We start from the raw sequence: 15,995 nt of genomic DNA, 5'->3' as shown, positions 1-15,995 counted from the left end.
TCATGGGTACAATGAGTGTAGGATCGAAGACACCGGGACGCAAGGAACTCGCACATGCGAGTTTCATGAATCGACCTCCGAGAAGGAGACGAGGATGTCACAGTCAACGCTGCGCAGGCTGCTGAGCACCGCTCGCTACGAGGTTCTGCCCACGGCCGGGATCGTCGAACGCACCGAGGAGTACGTGGCACCGGGCCGCGAGATCACGGTGACCGCGTCGACGGGGCTGACCCTCGAGGCGACGCTGTCCACGGCCGAACAGCTCCAGGCCCGGGGCTTCCGCGCCGTGCCCCACCTGGCCGCACGGATGATCCACGGCAGACCGGAGCTCACGGAGATCGTCGATCGCCTCGCCGAGGCGGCTGTGGACCGGATCTTCGTCCCCGCGGGGGACGCCACTCCCCCGGCCGGCGGGTACGTCGGTGCCCACGACCTCCTCGTCGATCTCTCTTCCATGGCCGCACCGTTCCAGCACATCGGTGTCAGCGCCTATCCGGAATCGCACCCGATCATCCCTGACGATGTGACGATCCAGGCCATGTGGGACAAACGAGACTACGCCACGCACCTGGTGTCGAATCTGTGCTTCGACCCGGCACTTGTCGCCTCGTGGGTGGCCAGGGTGCGATCACGCGGTATCGAGCTGCCGCTGGTCCTCGGCATCGCCGGGAAGGTGGAGTTGACCAAACTCGCCCGAGTCGCGACGAAGATCGGAGTGGGTGAGTCCACGCGGTTCCTGCGGAAGAACACGGCGACCTTCACGCGAATGGCCAAGCCCGGCGGATACAACCCACGGAAGTTTCTCGACAAGGTCGGCCCGGTCCTCGACGACCCGGACATGGGCGTTGCCGGTCTGCACATCTATACGTTCAATCAGATCAAGGACACCGAGGTCTGGCGCCGCAAGCAGCTCGCGGCCCTCGGCGGCGCCGAAGAGGTCTCGACTGCGTGGTGAGAAACCACCGCACTCGAAAATAGGTCGCAATCGGATATTCTCAACGCTGGAAAGTATCCGTTCGTGACCTATTCTCGGCTCGCCTACCGGTGGGTGACCTTGCGTTTGAGACTGCGCGAGAGCAGTCCCGCCTCGTCGACGAGCAGCGCACCGAGGCGGTCGTGGTGTTCGGCGATGCGCATCGTCGGTCCGGAGATTCCCACGGCTGCGACGACGTCTCCGTCGATGCCGAACACCGGTGCCGCCAGGGCATCGAGTCCGATCTCGAACTCTTCGTGGACGATGGCGAATCCGCGCTCGCGCACCACATCGAGGTCGTCGGTGAGTTCCTTGCGTGAGCCCAAGGTCTTCTCGGTGCGGCGCTCGAGCCTGCCAGTCGGCAGCGGGATGACGTCGTAGGCGAACATGACCTTGCCCAGAGCCGAGCAGTGCGGCGGCACCTCGACATCGGCCCAGTTCGTGGCGCCGAGGACGAACGTCGAATCGACCTGGGCGACCTGGACGACTCCTTTGGGTCCCGGCATGGCGAGGTTGACCGTCTCACCGGTCTCCTCGCTGAGGCGCTGCAGGGTCGGATCGGCCGCAGCGACGAGGTTCTCCACCCGGTCGAAGCGGGATGCATAGGTCGCGAACAGCGATCCGCCGCGGTAGAGGCCGTCACCGTCGCGTTCGACCAGACCGTTGCGTTCGAGGGCGGAGAGCAGGCGCGAGACCGTCGACCGAGCCAATGCGGTCTCTTCGACCACCTCGGTGTAGGAGATCGGGTCGTCGGACCTCACGACCAACGACAGAATCTCTGCCGCCCGGTCGATCGACTGGGTCCCATTGCTCATCGTGCTCAGCTCCGTCGGGGAAAGGGGGTCGGCGGAATCGAGGCCCACCGACCGCACTCACCCTACCCCACGCCCTCAGACTCTGGCCGGGTTGCGCGTCGTGAGTTACAGTTTCGAAATGAGCAACAAAGACGCGGGCTCGGGCGGCGTCCAATCCGTGGATCGAGCCGTGACGATCCTCGAGATCATCGCCCGCACGGGGCTCGCCGGGATCACCGAGATCGCCGGTGAACTCGGCGTGCACAAGTCGACGGCTTCACGCATCGTCTCCACCCTCGAAGCCCGCGGACTCGTCGAACAGGACCACCACCGAGGCAGATATCGCCTGGGCCTGTCCATCCTCCGCCTCGCCGGAGCGACTACCGCGCGCCTCGACATCGTCCAGGAGGCCCGCCCGATCACCAAGATGCTCGCCGAGACGACCGGCGAGACGATCAACGTCGCCGTCCTCTCCGACGGTGCCGCGCTCTACCTCGATCAGGCCTCGTCGAAAGCTTCGGTGCAGAGCCACAACTGGGTCGGTCAGCGCATTCCGCTGCACGCGACTTCCAACGGCAAGGTTTTGCTCTCGGGCCTGAGCGAGGCAGGCATCCGCGAGACCCTGGGCGCGAAGCTGACCCGCTACACTCCGCACACCGTGACCTCGGTTGCGCAGCTGCTCACCCAGATCGCCGAGGTGGCCACCACCGGATTCTCGCTCGTCGTCGATGAGCTCGAGGTCGGGCTGACCGCAGTGTCCGCTCCCGTGCGCAATGCCCACGGGGACGTCATCGCGTCGATCTCGGCCTCGGGACCGAGCTTCCGCTTCACCGAGGACAAGGTCGCCTCGGCGAGAGATCTGCTCACTCAGGCCGCCGCCGACGTCTCGGCCCGCCTCGGGTGGCGCGAACACTGAACCGCGCCAAGTCGGCACCCCACTAAATCGGCACTGACGCACCGACGCACTGACGCACTGACGCAGTTTCACTGCTCAGCTCTGCCTCGAATCGGTCACGGCCCAACCTCTTGACACTCCCGCCTCGGCGGAGGACGATCATCGTACGCAGTTCCACATAGCGCGCATCGTTGCATAATTCGCAACGATGCCGGTGAAGGCGAAGATGCCTTCAGAGAGGAGCCTGCTCATGGCTTCCGTCCCCGCCCAGGCCAGCGTCGTCGTTGTCGGAGCCGGCATCGTCGGCAACAGTCTCGTCCATCACCTCGCCGAGCTCGGCTGGACCGATATCGTCCAGGTAGACAAGGGTCCGCTGCCGAATCCGGGCGGTTCGACCGGGCACGCCTCGAACTTCATCTTCCCCGTCGATCACTCGCGGGAGATCACCGACCTCACCCTCGACAGCATGCGCCAGTACAAGGAACTCGGCGTCTTCACCGAATCCGGCGGCTTCGAGGTCGCCCGCACCGAAGAGCGCATGGAGGAGCTGCGTCGCCGGATGGCTTCGGCACGCGCGTGGGGCATTGCATCCTCCCTCGTCACCCCTGCCGAGGTCGCCGAGAAGGTGCCGTTCCTCGATCCCGGGGTCATCCTCGGCGCGTTCTGGACTCCGACAGTCGGGGTCGTCGATTCGGTCCGGGCGGGCACGATGATGCGCGAATCCGCGGAAGCGAAAGGGGCGCTCACGGTCTTACCCAACACCGAGGTGACCGGCATCGATGTCGAGGACGGGCAGGTCGCGGCCGTGCACACGACGAAGGGCGAGATCGCGACCAATCGCATCCTCATCGCCTGCGGTGTCTGGTCCCCGCGGATTGCCGCCATGGCCGGTGCGGCCATCCCGCTGACTCCTGCGGTCCACCAGATGATCAGCGTCGGGCCCGTCCCGCAGTTGGCCGAACGGCCCGGCGAGATCTCGTTTCCGATCGTGCGGGACATGGACACCTTCTGCTACGAACGTCAGCACGGTTCGGACATGGAGATCGGCTCCTATGCCCACCGGCCGATCCTCCACGACCCTGATGAGATCCCCTCGATCGAGGCGGCGAAGCTCTCCCCCACGGAGATGCCGTTCACGGACGAGGACTTCGATCCGCAGCTCGAACAGGCGGTCGAGCTCATGCCCGAGGTGCTGTCGAATCCGGACGTCGAGATCCGCTATGCCATCAACGGCCTGCTCTCCCTGACTCCGGACGGGGCGCCCATCCTCGGCGAATCACCCCAGGTGAAGGGATTGTGGTCGGCGGCGGCCGTGTGGGTGAAGGAGGGCCCGGGGGTCGGTCGGGCGGTGGCCGAGTGGATGACGCACGGACTGCCGGAGATCGACGTGCAGGGTGCCGACATCGCTCGTTTCCATTCCCATCAGCGCACCCGCGAACACGTGCGCGCCCGCACCTCGGAGGCATTCAACAAGACCTATGGCATCGTCCACCCCGGCGAGCAGTGGAGTTCCGACCGTGACGTCCGCCGCTCCCCGATGTGGCAGCGCGAGGCCGATCTCGGGGCCGTGTTCTTCGAAGCCGGCGGTTGGGAGCGGCCGCAGTGGTATCAGTCGAATGCCGGTCTGCTCGAAGAATTCGGTGACGCGGTCATGGACCGCAGCGCCGAATGGGATTCCCGCTGGTGGTCCCCGATCATCAACGCCGAACACCTCGCCATGCGGCAGCGCGCCGGGCTCGTCGACCTCTCGAGCTTCGTCATCTTCGACGTCTTCGGCCCCGCCGCCCTCGACGCCGTCCAGCACATCGCCCTGGCTCAGATGGATGTCGCCATCGGTCGGGTCGTCTACACCCCGATCCTCGATGAGAACGGCGGGTTCCGTTCCGACCTGACGATCATGCGTCTGGCGCACGACCGGTTCCGCGTCGTCACGGGCGCCGCCCACGGAATGGTCGATCTGAAATGGTTCGCCGACCGACTGCCGGATACGGGGGCGCAGATCGCCGATCTCACGAGTTCGTGGACGACGATCGGTTTGTGGGGACCGCGAGCCCGCGACATCCTCGGCGGTCTCACCAGTGCTGATGTCTCCCATGAGGGGTTCAAGTTCGGCACTGCCCGGACGATTGAGATCGGTTCGCTCGAGGTGCTCGCCTCCCGCATCTCCTATGTCGGCGACCTCGGTTGGGAGCTCTACGTAACGATGGAATCGGGGCTGAAGCTCTGGGACGCGCTCATGGACGCAGGCCACGAGCACGGTCTGCTCCCCGTCGGGCTCGGCGTCTACGGCACGACCGGCCGGATCGAGAAGGGCTACCGCGCATTCGGCACCGAGCTCGATTCCGAACGCAGCGTCGTCGAGGTCGGGATGGCCCGACCGAAGGTGAAGTCCCAGGACTTCGTCGGCAGGGCCGCGCATCTGCGCCACCGCGAGGAGGAGCCGAAGACGGTGCTGTGCTCGCTCACCGTCGACGATCACACGAGTGCCAGCGGGGAGAAACGGTACATGCTCGGCGGGGAGCCCATCGTGTCCGCGGACGGCGATGCGCTGATCGACGGGCACGGTCGCCACTCTTATGTCACCTCGGCGGGATCGGCCCCCAGCCTGGGCAAACACGTGCTCATGGCGTTCCTCCCACCCGCCGAGGCGGTGCTGGGCAACCGTCTGCAGGTCGTATACATGGAGGAGTTCTATCCGGTGACGGTGGCATCGATCGATTCGACGCCGCTGTTCGACCCAGACAATGAGTGCATCAGGAGATGAGATGAACATCCTCGTCTGCATCAAACGCGTCCCCGATATCGCCGGCTCCGTCACCCTTGATGCCGCCGGCACCGGGATCGACGAATCCGGGCTCGGCCACACCATGTCCTCCCACGAGGAGTGCGCCGTCGAGCTCGCGATCCAGACTGCGGCCCAGGCCGGTGGGACGGTCACCGTGCTCACTCTCGGTCCCGCCGAGGCGGTCGAACAGCTGCGCGCGGCCGTGGCCGTGGGAGCGGACGACGGCATCCTCGTCGAGGCGGCCGGCCCGTCCGCGTTCGCACCCGAGGATATTGCGCAGGTCATCGGTGATGTCATCCGTGATCGCGCCGCGGCGGGGCAGACCTTCGATCTCGTCCTCACCGGTGACGATGCCGCCGACACCGGCGATTTCCAGGTCGGGATCCGCTTGGCCTACGACCTCGAGCACCCGGTGCTCACGAATATCCAGACGATCAGCGTCGGCGGGGCGGATGGGGGTGGCGGGTCCGGCGGCGAGCGCGGCTCCGGGCGGATCGAGGCGCGGGGGATCGGACCGGCGGGCACGGAGATCTTCTCCCTCGATCTGCCCGCAGTCATCGCTGTCCACGAGGGCGGGGTCGATCCGCGCTACCCCTCGATCACCGGGCGGATGAAGGCGAAGAAGGCCCAGGTCGTCGAATACGATGCTCCCGACCCGGGCACGGGCAGCCCCCGCATCCGGCTCGAACTGCCTGAGGTGAAGGCGAGTTCGGTGACCATCCTCGGCGAGGGACCGGAAGCTGCTCCCGCCCTGGTCGATGTGCTCGAGGAGATCGGAGTGATCCGGCCATGACAATCGTCTTCGTCGAAACAGACCCGGCAGGCGAGGTCACGCTCACCTCCGCCGAAGCCATCACCTTCGCCCGCAAAAACCCCCAATTGCTACCTGACGGCGGCGCAGCAACCTCGCGCGAGGTATCTGGGCCGCCGTCAGGTAGCACGGAGGGGGTGGTGATCGGCCCGCTCAGTGATGCCGCCGTTGACGCGTTGGGGCGCCTCGGGGTCGGTGTCATCCACCATCTCGAGCATCCGGATCTCGCGGAGTATTCGGCGGCGGCCTGGGCGCAGGCGATCGTCGACGTCACTCCGGAATCCGGCACGCTGCTGGCCTCGGGCACCCCGCGCGGCATGGAGCTCATGGCCCATGCCGCTGTTCGCACCGGCGCCCGCATGGCTGCCAACGTCATCGCCGCCGACGAGGAGGGGCTGCTGCGTCAGGTCCACGGCGGCACTGCCTTCGAACGCCTCCGCCTCGACGGGGATCTGCAGGTGCTCACGATCGCCGGCCACGCGTGCACTCCCGAAGAGACGACCCCGATCACCCCGGAGATCATCGCCTATGACCTCACCGTCGCCGAGGCGGACCTGGCCACCCGTGTCCAGCGCACCGAGGTCGAAGCCGCCGACGATGCGTCCGGACTGACCTCGGCCAGGGCCGTGGTCGGGGCCGGTCGCGGGGTCGGTTCGGAGGACGGATTCGCCGAAGTCCTCGAGCTCGTCGACCACCTCGGCGGGGCCCTGGGCGTCTCTCGTGTGGTCACGGGCTTGGGTTGGCGCCCACACACCGAACAGGTCGGCCAGACCGGCAGCCGCATCTCTCCCGACGTCTACATCGCCTGCGGGATCTCCGGTGCCATCCAGCACATGGCCGGAATCGAGGGGGCGAAGACGCTCGTGGCCATCAACACCGATGAAGAATCGACGATGGTCCAGCGAGCCGACTACGCAATCATCGGCGACCTCCACGAAGTGGTCGGCGCCGTCAACGAGGAGATCGTCCGCCGCAGGGGCTGAGCGCAGTTATAGTTTCCTCAAAGACCTCCGCAGATCGGGGTCTCCAGGAAGCGGCGAAAGGCGGCTGTCGTGCGCTCTGTCCACTTGAGTTCGACACGGTCGGCGGATCGGCGGTGAACCGGCTTACCCGCATCGCCTACCTCGGCTTCATAGCCGGCGATACCAAACCCTTCACGATCGTCCACCAGGTTTCGTTTGCGATCCTGCTCGGGGCGAGCGCAGCCCTGCTCAGCGTCCTGCGACCGGATTCAGCAGTTGGTCACGAGTGGCTCGTATCGGGTTCCGTCCTGCTCATCATCGCCACGCTCGGGGCCGTCTACTCGGAGAAGTTCTCACGGTCCTGGGTGCCGAATCTCGCGATCCCACTCCTCGACTTCCTCGCCCTGGGCCTGTGTAGGTTGGGCACCTATCCCGACGGGGCGGGGCTGTCGATCCTCGCCTTCACCCCCGTCGTCTGGCTGGTCACGAGCTTCCGCACCCGCGGTGCCGTCATCGCCCTCGTGGCCGTGCTCGTCACACTCACCCCGGTGAGCCTGTTCGGCGGAGACGCCCCGGTCGACGCCGCCCGCATCGTACTGGCGCTCATCCTCCCGGTGGCCGTGGTGCTCGTCTCCGGGCTGACCATCGGACTCGAGACGCGTCTGAGTTCGGTGAACGCGCGCCTGACTGCGGCCCTCGAGAGGCAGCAGAGTCTGACCAGCGATCTGCAGAGGACGAGCGCGCTTCTGCGTGGCACCGGAGCCAGCGTCGACGTCGGAGTGGTCGTCTTCGACGAGAATGGGGACACCGCGTTCAAGAACCCGGCATTCGCCTCCCACCTCGACACGACGGTCAAGCGCTTGGCCGGCGCTCGGTTCACATCGAATGGTTCCGGGGACGCAGACACCACCATCGGCAGTCCCACTGCCACGGGCACCGTCATCGACGATTCCGCCATCGCCGACGGGGACATGTTCGGCGCCGATGGGCACACCCGGATCGACCCGAGGGAGTCGCCGGTGGCCCGTGCCCGCCGCGGAGAGCGGTTCGCCGATGAACTCATCTGGGTCGGCCCGCAAGACGGTGATCAGCTAGCGCTGTCGATCTCCTCGGTGAGTTGGCAGGGGCACCCGAGCATCGCCCCGCACATGATCGTGACCACCCAGGACGTGACAGCCACTCAACAACTCATCCGAGCGCGCGAGCGCATCCTCGCCTCGGTCTCGCACGAACTGCGGACGCCGCTGACCTCGATCATGGGGTATACGGAGCTCGCTCTCGACGAACTCGAGAACGACTCCCGCGCAGCCGCCTCAGCGATCTCCTCATATCTGGCTGTCGTACAACGGAACTCCGATCAGCTGCTCGCCATGGTCGAGGACATTCTCAGCGCCCAGCAGACACCGTCGAACAGCTTCGAACTGAACATCACCGAGTTCGAACTCGCCCCGCTCATCGACGACGTCGTCGAACAGCTTCGCTCGACGGCCGCCGACCAGGAAGTCGAACTCGCCGTCGAGTCCTCGGGTTCCCCGACGATTTCGGCCGATTCGAAGCGCATCACGCAGGTGCTGACGAACCTCGTGGTCAACGGCATCAAATACTCCGGCCCCGGACATCGCGTCACCGTCCGAACCCGCGCTGATGCGCTCGGCATCGGATTCGACGTTGTCGACGACGGAGCAGGAATACCTGCCCGCGAGGTCGATCAGCTCTTCACTGCGTTCTTCCGCGGCGACGCCGCCCGGGCCTCCAGCCAGCGGGGCGTCGGATTGGGACTCTCCCTGGTCAAAGGCATCGTCGACGCACACGGGGGAACGATCACGGTGTCCTCGACTGAGGGCGCCGGCAGCACCTTCAGCGTCCGCATCCCCTCCCGAGATAAAGGAACTCGACCGTGAACCGAAACGAAGGAGCCCGACCGTGACCAGAGACGACGGCCAGTCCTCGACGAGACAGATCGGCCCGATCGCAGTGCTGCTCTCCCTCGTCTACGGAGTTCTCGCGGCCTACATCTTCTGCTTCTCCGGATCCTTCGGGCGCCTCGGTGAGTACTGGTGGTTCGACGTCGCGCTCATCACCATCACGATCACTGCGTCGCTCTCGTTGGCCTATGTCAGCCTGCTGATCATCTCCTACGTCCGGCAGAAAGCCGTCGAGAGCGGCGACCCCACCGACTTCACCTGGCATTTCCTCATCCCCTGCCGCGATGAAGAATCCGTCATCGCCGAGACGGTCTCGGCCGCGAGGACCTCATTCCCCGATGCTCACATCTGGGTCATCGACGACGCCAGCGAGGACGCCACCGCCGCCATCGTCACCGACATCATGGACGTCGACGACCGCACCCACCTCATCTCCCGGGTCCTGCCCGAGGCTCGGACCGGAAAGGGCAAGGCGCTCAATGCGGCCTATCGCTCGGTATCAGAATTCGTCGGCGCAGATCTCGCCGAACGTGCTCGCGCGGTCATCGGGGTCCTCGACGCCGACGGGTTCCTCTCCGACAACGCACTGGCCGTGCTCTCGGGCCCGGCGGGCTTCGGTGACGACACTCTCGGCGCGGCACAGCTCGAGGTGTGGATGAAGAATCGCGGTGACAAGCGGCCGCGTCCCGGACGCAACTGGTTTCTCAACCTCCTCGGCCGGTTCCTCATCCGGATGCAGGACATCGAGTTCCGCACCTCGAACTCGGCGATGCAGCAGCTGCGGGTGACCACGGGCACCGTCGGCATGGGCGGCAACGGACAGTTCACTCGCCTCACCGTCCTCGACGCACTCACCGAAGACCACGGAGAACCGTGGGGAAACAAGCTCAGCGAGGACTACGAACTCGGGCTCAATATCCTCACCCGCGGCTTCCGCAACGGCTATTTCCCGCAGGCCCATGTGTCCCAGGAGGCGCTGCCCTATTTCCGCAGGCTGCTCACGCAACGCACGCGGTGGGGGCAGGGAATCATGGAGTGCGCATCGAATCTGCCTGCTCTGCGCAGGAGCCGCGTCCTGAGGTTTCCCGGGTTCGTCGAGATCCACTACTTCATGAGCCAACCATGGCTGATGATGCTCAACCTCCTGCTCATCCCGATCGTCACCGCTGTCGCCGTCGTTCAGGGATTCTTCGGATTCGTCACCGATGCCGCGACCTGGATCATCGTCCTCACCGGGCTGGTGTTCGTCGTTCTCCCCTATGCCCTGTGGGGCCCGCTCTACCGACGGTGGGGTCCCGAACCCATCGGTCGGGCCACCTCGGTGTTGCTGGGATTGGGGTACCTCGTCTACGTCTACTTCACTTACTTCTACTATCCCCGCGCGATTGCCCGCATGGTCACCGGTCGGAATTCGTGGGCGAAGACGAAGCGCAACGCCGACGACGTGCTCGTCACCTCGACCTTCACCCCGGCAGCGCTGCAGGTCGTTCCGCTGCTCGACCAGAACAGCCTCACCGAACTCGCCGAGGAGCTCGAAGGCAGAGACGAATACGCCGAGGAGATCGTGTCTCGGTTCGCCCTCATCTGGCCGCGCCGTCTGGCGAATCTGCAGCGGGCCGTGGCCGCCGAGGATGTGCTGGCCACCAGCGACGCGATCGCCAGCATCCGGGTGTCGTCGACGATGGTCGGAGCACGTCGACTGCAGGTGGCGTCCGAAGACTTCACGACGCTGGTCGAAGCCCGCGAGTTCGATGCCGCACGTGCTGCGTTGCCGCGCCTGGCCCGCGTCGGCGACGACACGCTCGTCGAGATCCGCTCCCGTTTCCTCGACCTGCCGACCCGCGGCCAGCACTGAGGTCTGGTCTGGGCCGCCCACCGGCAGTCAGCCACTGAACCGAGCGATCAGCGCGGTCGGCTCACTCCTCGTCCATCGCCTGCAGGAACTCGCGGATCTCGCGTGGTTTGAACGGCTTGGTGAGGAACGCGTCGGCTCCGGCTTCGAGGCTGGCCTCGCTGTCACGTTGCGTCGCCCGGGCGCTGATCACCGCGATCGTCGCCACGGTTCGGGGTCGGATCTGCCGCAGGAGTTCAAGACCGTCGATATCGGGCAGACCGAGATCGACGGTGATGAGTGTGCGCTCGACTTCGTCGAAGCATTCGAGTCCGAGCTTGCCCGTCGCTGCAGATTCGACGGCGTATCCGCTCTGCTCCAGAACGACCTCGAGCAGTCGGCGGATATCGTCATCGTCTTCGATGACCAGTGCATTCTTCGTTTCCATACCGAACCATTCCCTCACGGCCGGCTCAGACTGCCGCACCTGGACTCCTGCGTTCGCTCCATAGCTTAGTCTTCCCGGCAACGGCAGACGCGAGATTTCCGTTGCCACCGAGCACCTGGTTAACTGTAGAACGCTCGTTAAGTCAACATCCCCAAACCGCTCCTGGAGGCAGCCATGGCCACTTTCGAACTCTCACCCGAAGTGCGCTGGTCGGATCAGGACCTGCTCGGCCACGTCAACAACGCACGGATGATCACCCTCATCGAAGAATGCCGCGTGCGCTGGATGCACGAGATCCGGGCCGGACACATCACCGGCGGCGGACTGCTCGTGGCCCGCCAGACCATCGACTACCTCGTGCCCGTCATGTACGGCCCGGAGCTGAAGATGACCGTGACAGTGAAGAAGCTCGGCAACTCCTCGTTCACGGTCAACACCCGCGGCGACCAGGACGGACGTCAGGTCTTCGACCACGACTGCGTGCTCGTCCACATCGACCGGGACTCGCAGAAGCCCGCCCCTCTGACGCCCGAGCTGCGCGCAGTCTTCGAACCCTACCTGCAGGACTGAGAACCTCCCGAGGCCCGAGCTGCGAGCATGGCCGATTCGTTCAAGCCGCAACCCTAACCGCCCGCATAGCCTGAAGTCATGAAACTCGACGCGATCTCCATCATCACCTCAGATATGCCCGCCGCCATCACCTTCTACTCCGCGCTCGGCCTCGAACTCGCCGACGGCGGCCCGGACGCCCCGCACACCGAATTCGTCTCCGGGTCCCTGCGGATCCTCCTCGACACCGAGGCGGTCATTCTCGGCATGGATCCCGAATGGACCCGCCCGACGGGTGGGAACAAGATGTCCTTGGCCTTCGACTGCTCCACCGTCGAGGCGGTCGATGCGACATTCGCTCAGCTCACCGGGTCCGGCGATGCGGGAGGTGACCCCGTGGCCGGAGTCGTCCACGAACCCTGGGACGCGTTCTGGGGTCAGCGCTACGCCGTGGTCTCCGACCCCGACGGCAACACGATCGACCTCTTCGCCACCCTCCCCTCCTAATTGCTACCCGACGGCGGCCCAGCAACCTGGCGCGAGGTTGCTGGGCCGCCGTCGGGTAGTAAATGGGTGGGCGGGCTGGTGGGACGAACGCCTAGAGCGCACCCTCACCCGATGAGCGAGCGCTCGTCCCGCCGCAGGTGAGCGGCGTCGGCATACCCGACCTCGGCCGCTGCCGCTGTCCGCGACCACCCCGCATCGATGAGGTCTCGTGCGGCCTGCCAGCGCAGGATCTTCGCCAGGTGCTTGGGTCCGTAGCCGAACCATTCCGCGCTCAGTCGGCGCAGCTGCCGCGGTGAATACGTGAACTCCGCGGCCGCCTCGGTGACGGTCTGGGCCGGCGAATTCGAGCGCACATCCAAGGCCCGCGCCAAGGCCATCGGACGCGGATCCAGCATGGCTCGGTCCGTCAGACCGCCGGCCGTGTCGAGCAGCACCCGGGCAGCTCCCGTCACCGAGGCGGCACCGCCCTCTCCGACAGCGCGAACCTCTGAATGCCGGCCGCCGATGACAGCGTCGAGGGGCGTCACCCGATCGGCCAGCTCCCCAGCCGAGATGGTCAACAGCTGCGCAAGCACGCCGGAGTCGAATCGCAGGCCCACCGTCGGTGCAGCCGAACCGTGGAACATCCGTGCCGTGGAATCGGCGCCGGCGATGAGTATCTGCGAATCGATGACGATGAGATCCATGCACCCGTCGGGAACGATGAGCGATGGAGCCGCGGCAGGTGCGACAGTCGGCCCGGAAGCCAGACCGGCGGCAGTGTTCCCACGATCAGGATCTGCCGCCTCGACGGAGGAAGCCGCCTCGGCGAGGGAATCGGCCTTGTCGGGAACGGAGACCCACAGGCTCGCCCGCAGGCGCGGGATCCGGGTTTCGCGATACACGGACTCGGCCTCCTGACGCTCTCGGCGGTAAACTCGTCTGTGTTCATCTGGTGCGGGCGGCGCGATCTGCCCCCAGAATAGCGCGCGAATGTCCCCAACAGAGGGCCGCACGACTGAGCTCATGGGAAGGAATGATGGCTGCAGCATCCTCGGCGCCGGTATCGGCGCGCAGGCAGGCTCGCCATGTCACTGTCTTCCTCGATGTCGATGGCGTCCTCAACTCCTACCCGGTGCCCAAGCTGCGCGGCATGGCCGAGGGGCGAAAGAAGCTGCACGCGTGGCACTACGAACTCCACTACCGGCCGTCCGTCGTCGAATTCTTCGACCGCATCGTTGAGACCCATGAGGTCGACGTCGTCTGGCTGTCGACCTGGTCGCAGCGATGCAAGTCCGAGCTCGAACCGAAATTCGGTCTGCGCAACTCCTTCGACGTCATCGAAATGCCCGATGAGACGCACAACCGCTTCGCTCACGATCCGCAGCAGTGGTGGAAGGCCCGTGCCATGGAGGACTGGCTGGCCACCCACGAGCACGGGCGTGCGATCTGGATCGACGATGACCTGGCCTGGCCGGCCACCCGCGATTACTTCCTCAAGCACTACTCACCCAACCGCCTCAAGCTCATCGCCCCGGACTTCGCCCACGGCCTGACGAAAGCCCATCTCAAGGAGATCCGGGAGTTCGCCTACCCCAAGACCGACGCTCCAAGGACCATCGACACCAAGCCCGGCGGCCCAAAGACCAAGGCATCGACGACATCCGACCCGAAGGGGACTTCATGACGCGCATCGGCCTGCTCGATTCCGGACTCGGACTCCTCGGCACCGCCGACGCGCTGTTCAACCTCGCCCCCGACGCTGACCTCGTCCTCGCCATGGACCCGGACTTCACCCCGTACGGCAGCCTGAGCACCGAGACCCTCGAACAGCGGGCCCTGCATTCGGCCGGAGTGCTCGCCGAATGGGAACCCGACGCCATCGTCATCGCCTGCAACACCGCCTCGGTGCAGGCCCTCGAGGCCGTCCGCGCCCGCTACGAACCGGCCATCCCCGTCATCGGCACCGTGCCTGCGGTGAAGATGGCCGCCGGCACCGGCCAGGACTTCGCGATCTGGGCGACACCGGCGACCACGGGCAGTGAGTATCAGCAGAACCTCATCGACTCCTTCGCCGCGGACCTGCACGTGGCCAAGATCGCCTGTCCCGGACTGGCCGAGGCCATCAACGCCGCCGATCTCAACAAGATCGACACCGCCATCGAGGATGCCTTCACCCGGATGGGACCGGGAATGGAGACCGTGGTGCTAGGCTGCACCCACTACGGACTCGTCGCCGACCGCATCATGGCCGCCCGAGCCGGAGCCCTCACCGTCTTCGACTCCCCCATGCCGGTGGCCAAACAGACGCTGCGCCGCATCGGCCTCGAACCCGCCGGAGTCGGCGAGGATCAGCCCGGCACCGGACGCGTGCTCGCAACCTACGCGTCCGGCCGACGCGTCAGCCTCCCCCAGGCCTTGGATGCCTACCCGGCCGGCAAACGACTGCTCGCCCGAGAGGCCTGACTCCGTCTCCTCCGCGTTCCCTCCGAGTCCGGTCTTTCCGCGCCGCACTGGCGTAGCATGGACCAGACAGTCAATCGTCAAAGAAGGCGATTCGACATGTTGGCGCTCAGTATCCTCGCCGCACTTGTCGCACTCGGAGAGCGGACCACCTCGGAGTCGACCGACCGATCCGGCACGACCGAACTGGAGGAGCACCTCGGGCACGCCTGACGTCTTCAGCGTCTGTCCAACCCTAAGGACTAGGCTGGGTGCATGGACCTCAAGCGCACTGGAAGAACAGTCATCGTCAACGGCGTCATCGCCCTCGTGATGGGTGCGCTGATGATGGTCTGGCCAGGCACCTCCGCCGAGGTGGTCGTGCGGATCTTCGCCTGCTGGCTCGCCGTCATCGCCGTCTCCTCCCTCGTCTTCGCACCGCGAGGAGGCCGCACCGGCAGCATGGTCACACGTGCGGTTCTGCTTATCCTCCTCGGCGTGCTCATCTTCCTCACCCCGATGCTGTTCGCGTCCATGGTCACCGTCCTGACCGGGTTCGCGATCATCTTCTTCAGCTTCCTTGCCCTCACCATGTCCTTCTTCATCCGTCGGATGGGTGTCAGGTCCTGGTGGGCGCTCACCGTCATCGGCATCCTCGGCATCATCCTCGGCGGCTTCTTCCTCTTCGCCCCGGGCGCCGGAGTGACCGCGCTGATCTACACCCTCGCCGGCTTCATCATCCTCGTCGGCATCGCCCTCATCGCCCTCGGTCGTCGCCTGCGCAGGTCGACCGACAGATGAGAACCGACCCGCACCGCAATCGTCCCGACGACGACGGCGGCGATGTCATCCGCGGGGAGATCATCGACTGATTCCGACCGCCTCGGCGAGCTTCTCCCCTTTCGACAGAGCCCGGTTCCGCGCAGATGCGGATCCGGGCTCGGTCTTGCCCACGTTTCGGGCTGCAGTGGTCATTGTCACACAGCGAATCCTGGTCCCCAGCACACCCCTGTGCCACCTTCCGGCAGGGCCCGCCGATATAGCACCTGACCTGGAACATCACGTGAACACACGGCAAAACCTACCGACTGTGC

15 protein-coding genes are annotated in these 15,995 nt (G+C 65.8%); 12 read left to right on the top strand and 3 right to left on the bottom strand.

Annotation, left to right across the window (positions count from 1 at the left end; translation table 11 throughout):
* Positions 1-94 precede the first annotated feature (94 nt).
* Entirely contained in the window at positions 95-955 is an 861-nt protein-coding gene (locus LJ362_RS01485; protein WP_264800407.1) for a methylenetetrahydrofolate reductase, read from the top strand.
* An 83-nt stretch (positions 956-1,038) separates the two neighbouring features.
* Here the strand turns inward: LJ362_RS01485 and LJ362_RS01480 are convergent, their stop codons facing one another.
* Positions 1,039-1,788 carry an IclR family transcriptional regulator gene (locus LJ362_RS01480; RefSeq protein ID WP_264800406.1) on the bottom strand — a complete coding sequence of 250 codons (750 nt, stop codon included), beginning with the start codon at positions 1,786-1,788 and terminating at the stop codon, positions 1,039-1,041.
* A gap of 118 nt (positions 1,789-1,906) precedes the next feature.
* Between LJ362_RS01480 and LJ362_RS01475 the strand changes: the two genes are divergently transcribed.
* The 6 genes from LJ362_RS01475 to LJ362_RS01450 all read left to right on the top strand — a co-directional run bounded on the left by LJ362_RS01475 (position 1,907) and on the right by LJ362_RS01450 (position 11,000).
* Positions 1,907-2,683: an IclR family transcriptional regulator gene (locus LJ362_RS01475; RefSeq protein WP_264800405.1), complete on the top strand. Its 777-nt coding sequence runs from the start codon at positions 1,907-1,909 to the stop codon at positions 2,681-2,683.
* Positions 2,684-2,912: 229 nt separating this feature from the next.
* A complete protein-coding gene (locus LJ362_RS01470; RefSeq protein WP_264800404.1) occupies positions 2,913-5,426 on the top strand; it encodes a GcvT family protein in 2,514 nt (837 codons plus the stop codon).
* Between the two features lies 1 nt (position 5,427).
* Entirely contained in the window at positions 5,428-6,240 is an 813-nt protein-coding gene (locus LJ362_RS01465; RefSeq protein WP_264800403.1) for an electron transfer flavoprotein subunit beta/FixA family protein, read from the top strand.
* The gene (locus tag LJ362_RS01460) at positions 6,237-7,241 is read left to right on the top strand and encodes an electron transfer flavoprotein subunit alpha/FixB family protein (RefSeq protein ID WP_264800402.1); all 1,005 of its coding nucleotides are present in this window, start codon (positions 6,237-6,239) and stop codon (positions 7,239-7,241) included. Before LJ362_RS01465 ends, LJ362_RS01460 begins: the two co-directional genes overlap by 4 nt.
* Before the next feature lie 113 nt (positions 7,242-7,354).
* Positions 7,355-9,121: an ATP-binding protein gene (locus LJ362_RS01455; protein WP_264800400.1), complete on the top strand. Its 1,767-nt coding sequence runs from the start codon at positions 7,355-7,357 to the stop codon at positions 9,119-9,121.
* A gap of 22 nt (positions 9,122-9,143) precedes the next feature.
* Positions 9,144-11,000, top strand: a complete 1,857-nt coding sequence (locus LJ362_RS01450; protein WP_264800399.1) for a glycosyltransferase — start codon at positions 9,144-9,146, stop codon at positions 10,998-11,000.
* 61 nt (positions 11,001-11,061) lie between these two features.
* Here the strand turns inward: LJ362_RS01450 and LJ362_RS01445 are convergent, their stop codons facing one another.
* Positions 11,062-11,424 carry a response regulator transcription factor gene (locus tag LJ362_RS01445; RefSeq protein ID WP_264800398.1) on the bottom strand — a complete coding sequence of 121 codons (363 nt, stop codon included), beginning with the start codon at positions 11,422-11,424 and terminating at the stop codon, positions 11,062-11,064.
* Positions 11,425-11,598: 174 nt separating this feature from the next.
* Here LJ362_RS01445 and LJ362_RS01440 point away from each other — a divergent pair, with 174 nt between their 5' ends.
* Entirely contained in the window at positions 11,599-11,994 is a 396-nt protein-coding gene (locus LJ362_RS01440) for an acyl-CoA thioesterase (protein WP_264800397.1), read from the top strand.
* Between the two features lie 78 nt (positions 11,995-12,072).
* Positions 12,073-12,480: a VOC family protein gene (locus tag LJ362_RS01435; RefSeq protein WP_264800396.1), complete on the top strand. Its 408-nt coding sequence runs from the start codon at positions 12,073-12,075 to the stop codon at positions 12,478-12,480.
* A 104-nt stretch (positions 12,481-12,584) separates the two neighbouring features.
* Here LJ362_RS01435 and LJ362_RS01430 read toward each other — a convergent pair whose 3' ends face one another.
* Positions 12,585-13,364 (bottom strand): helix-turn-helix domain-containing protein, encoded by a 780-nt coding sequence (locus LJ362_RS01430; RefSeq protein ID WP_264800395.1) that lies wholly within the window; start codon positions 13,362-13,364, stop codon positions 12,585-12,587.
* A 134-nt stretch (positions 13,365-13,498) separates the two neighbouring features.
* Here LJ362_RS01430 and LJ362_RS01425 point away from each other — a divergent pair, with 134 nt between their 5' ends.
* The 3 genes from LJ362_RS01425 to LJ362_RS01415 all read left to right on the top strand — a co-directional run bounded on the left by LJ362_RS01425 (position 13,499) and on the right by LJ362_RS01415 (position 15,702).
* Entirely contained in the window at positions 13,499-14,146 is a 648-nt protein-coding gene (locus LJ362_RS01425) for an HAD domain-containing protein (RefSeq protein WP_264800394.1), read from the top strand.
* Positions 14,143-14,925, top strand: coding sequence for a glutamate racemase (locus tag LJ362_RS01420; RefSeq protein WP_264800393.1), 783 nt, complete (start codon positions 14,143-14,145; stop codon positions 14,923-14,925). Before LJ362_RS01425 ends, LJ362_RS01420 begins: the two co-directional genes overlap by 4 nt.
* Before the next feature lie 252 nt (positions 14,926-15,177).
* Positions 15,178-15,702 (top strand): DUF308 domain-containing protein, encoded by a 525-nt coding sequence (locus LJ362_RS01415; RefSeq protein ID WP_264800392.1) that lies wholly within the window; start codon positions 15,178-15,180, stop codon positions 15,700-15,702.
* Positions 15,703-15,995: the final 293 nt, after the last annotated feature.

This window comes from Brevibacterium sp. JSBI002 (assembly GCF_026013965.1).
Taxonomy (GTDB): Bacteria; Actinomycetota; Actinomycetes; order Actinomycetales; family Brevibacteriaceae; genus Brevibacterium.
The sequence above is the reverse complement of the archived record's forward strand: the minus strand, read 5'-3'. Positions and strand labels throughout refer to the sequence as shown.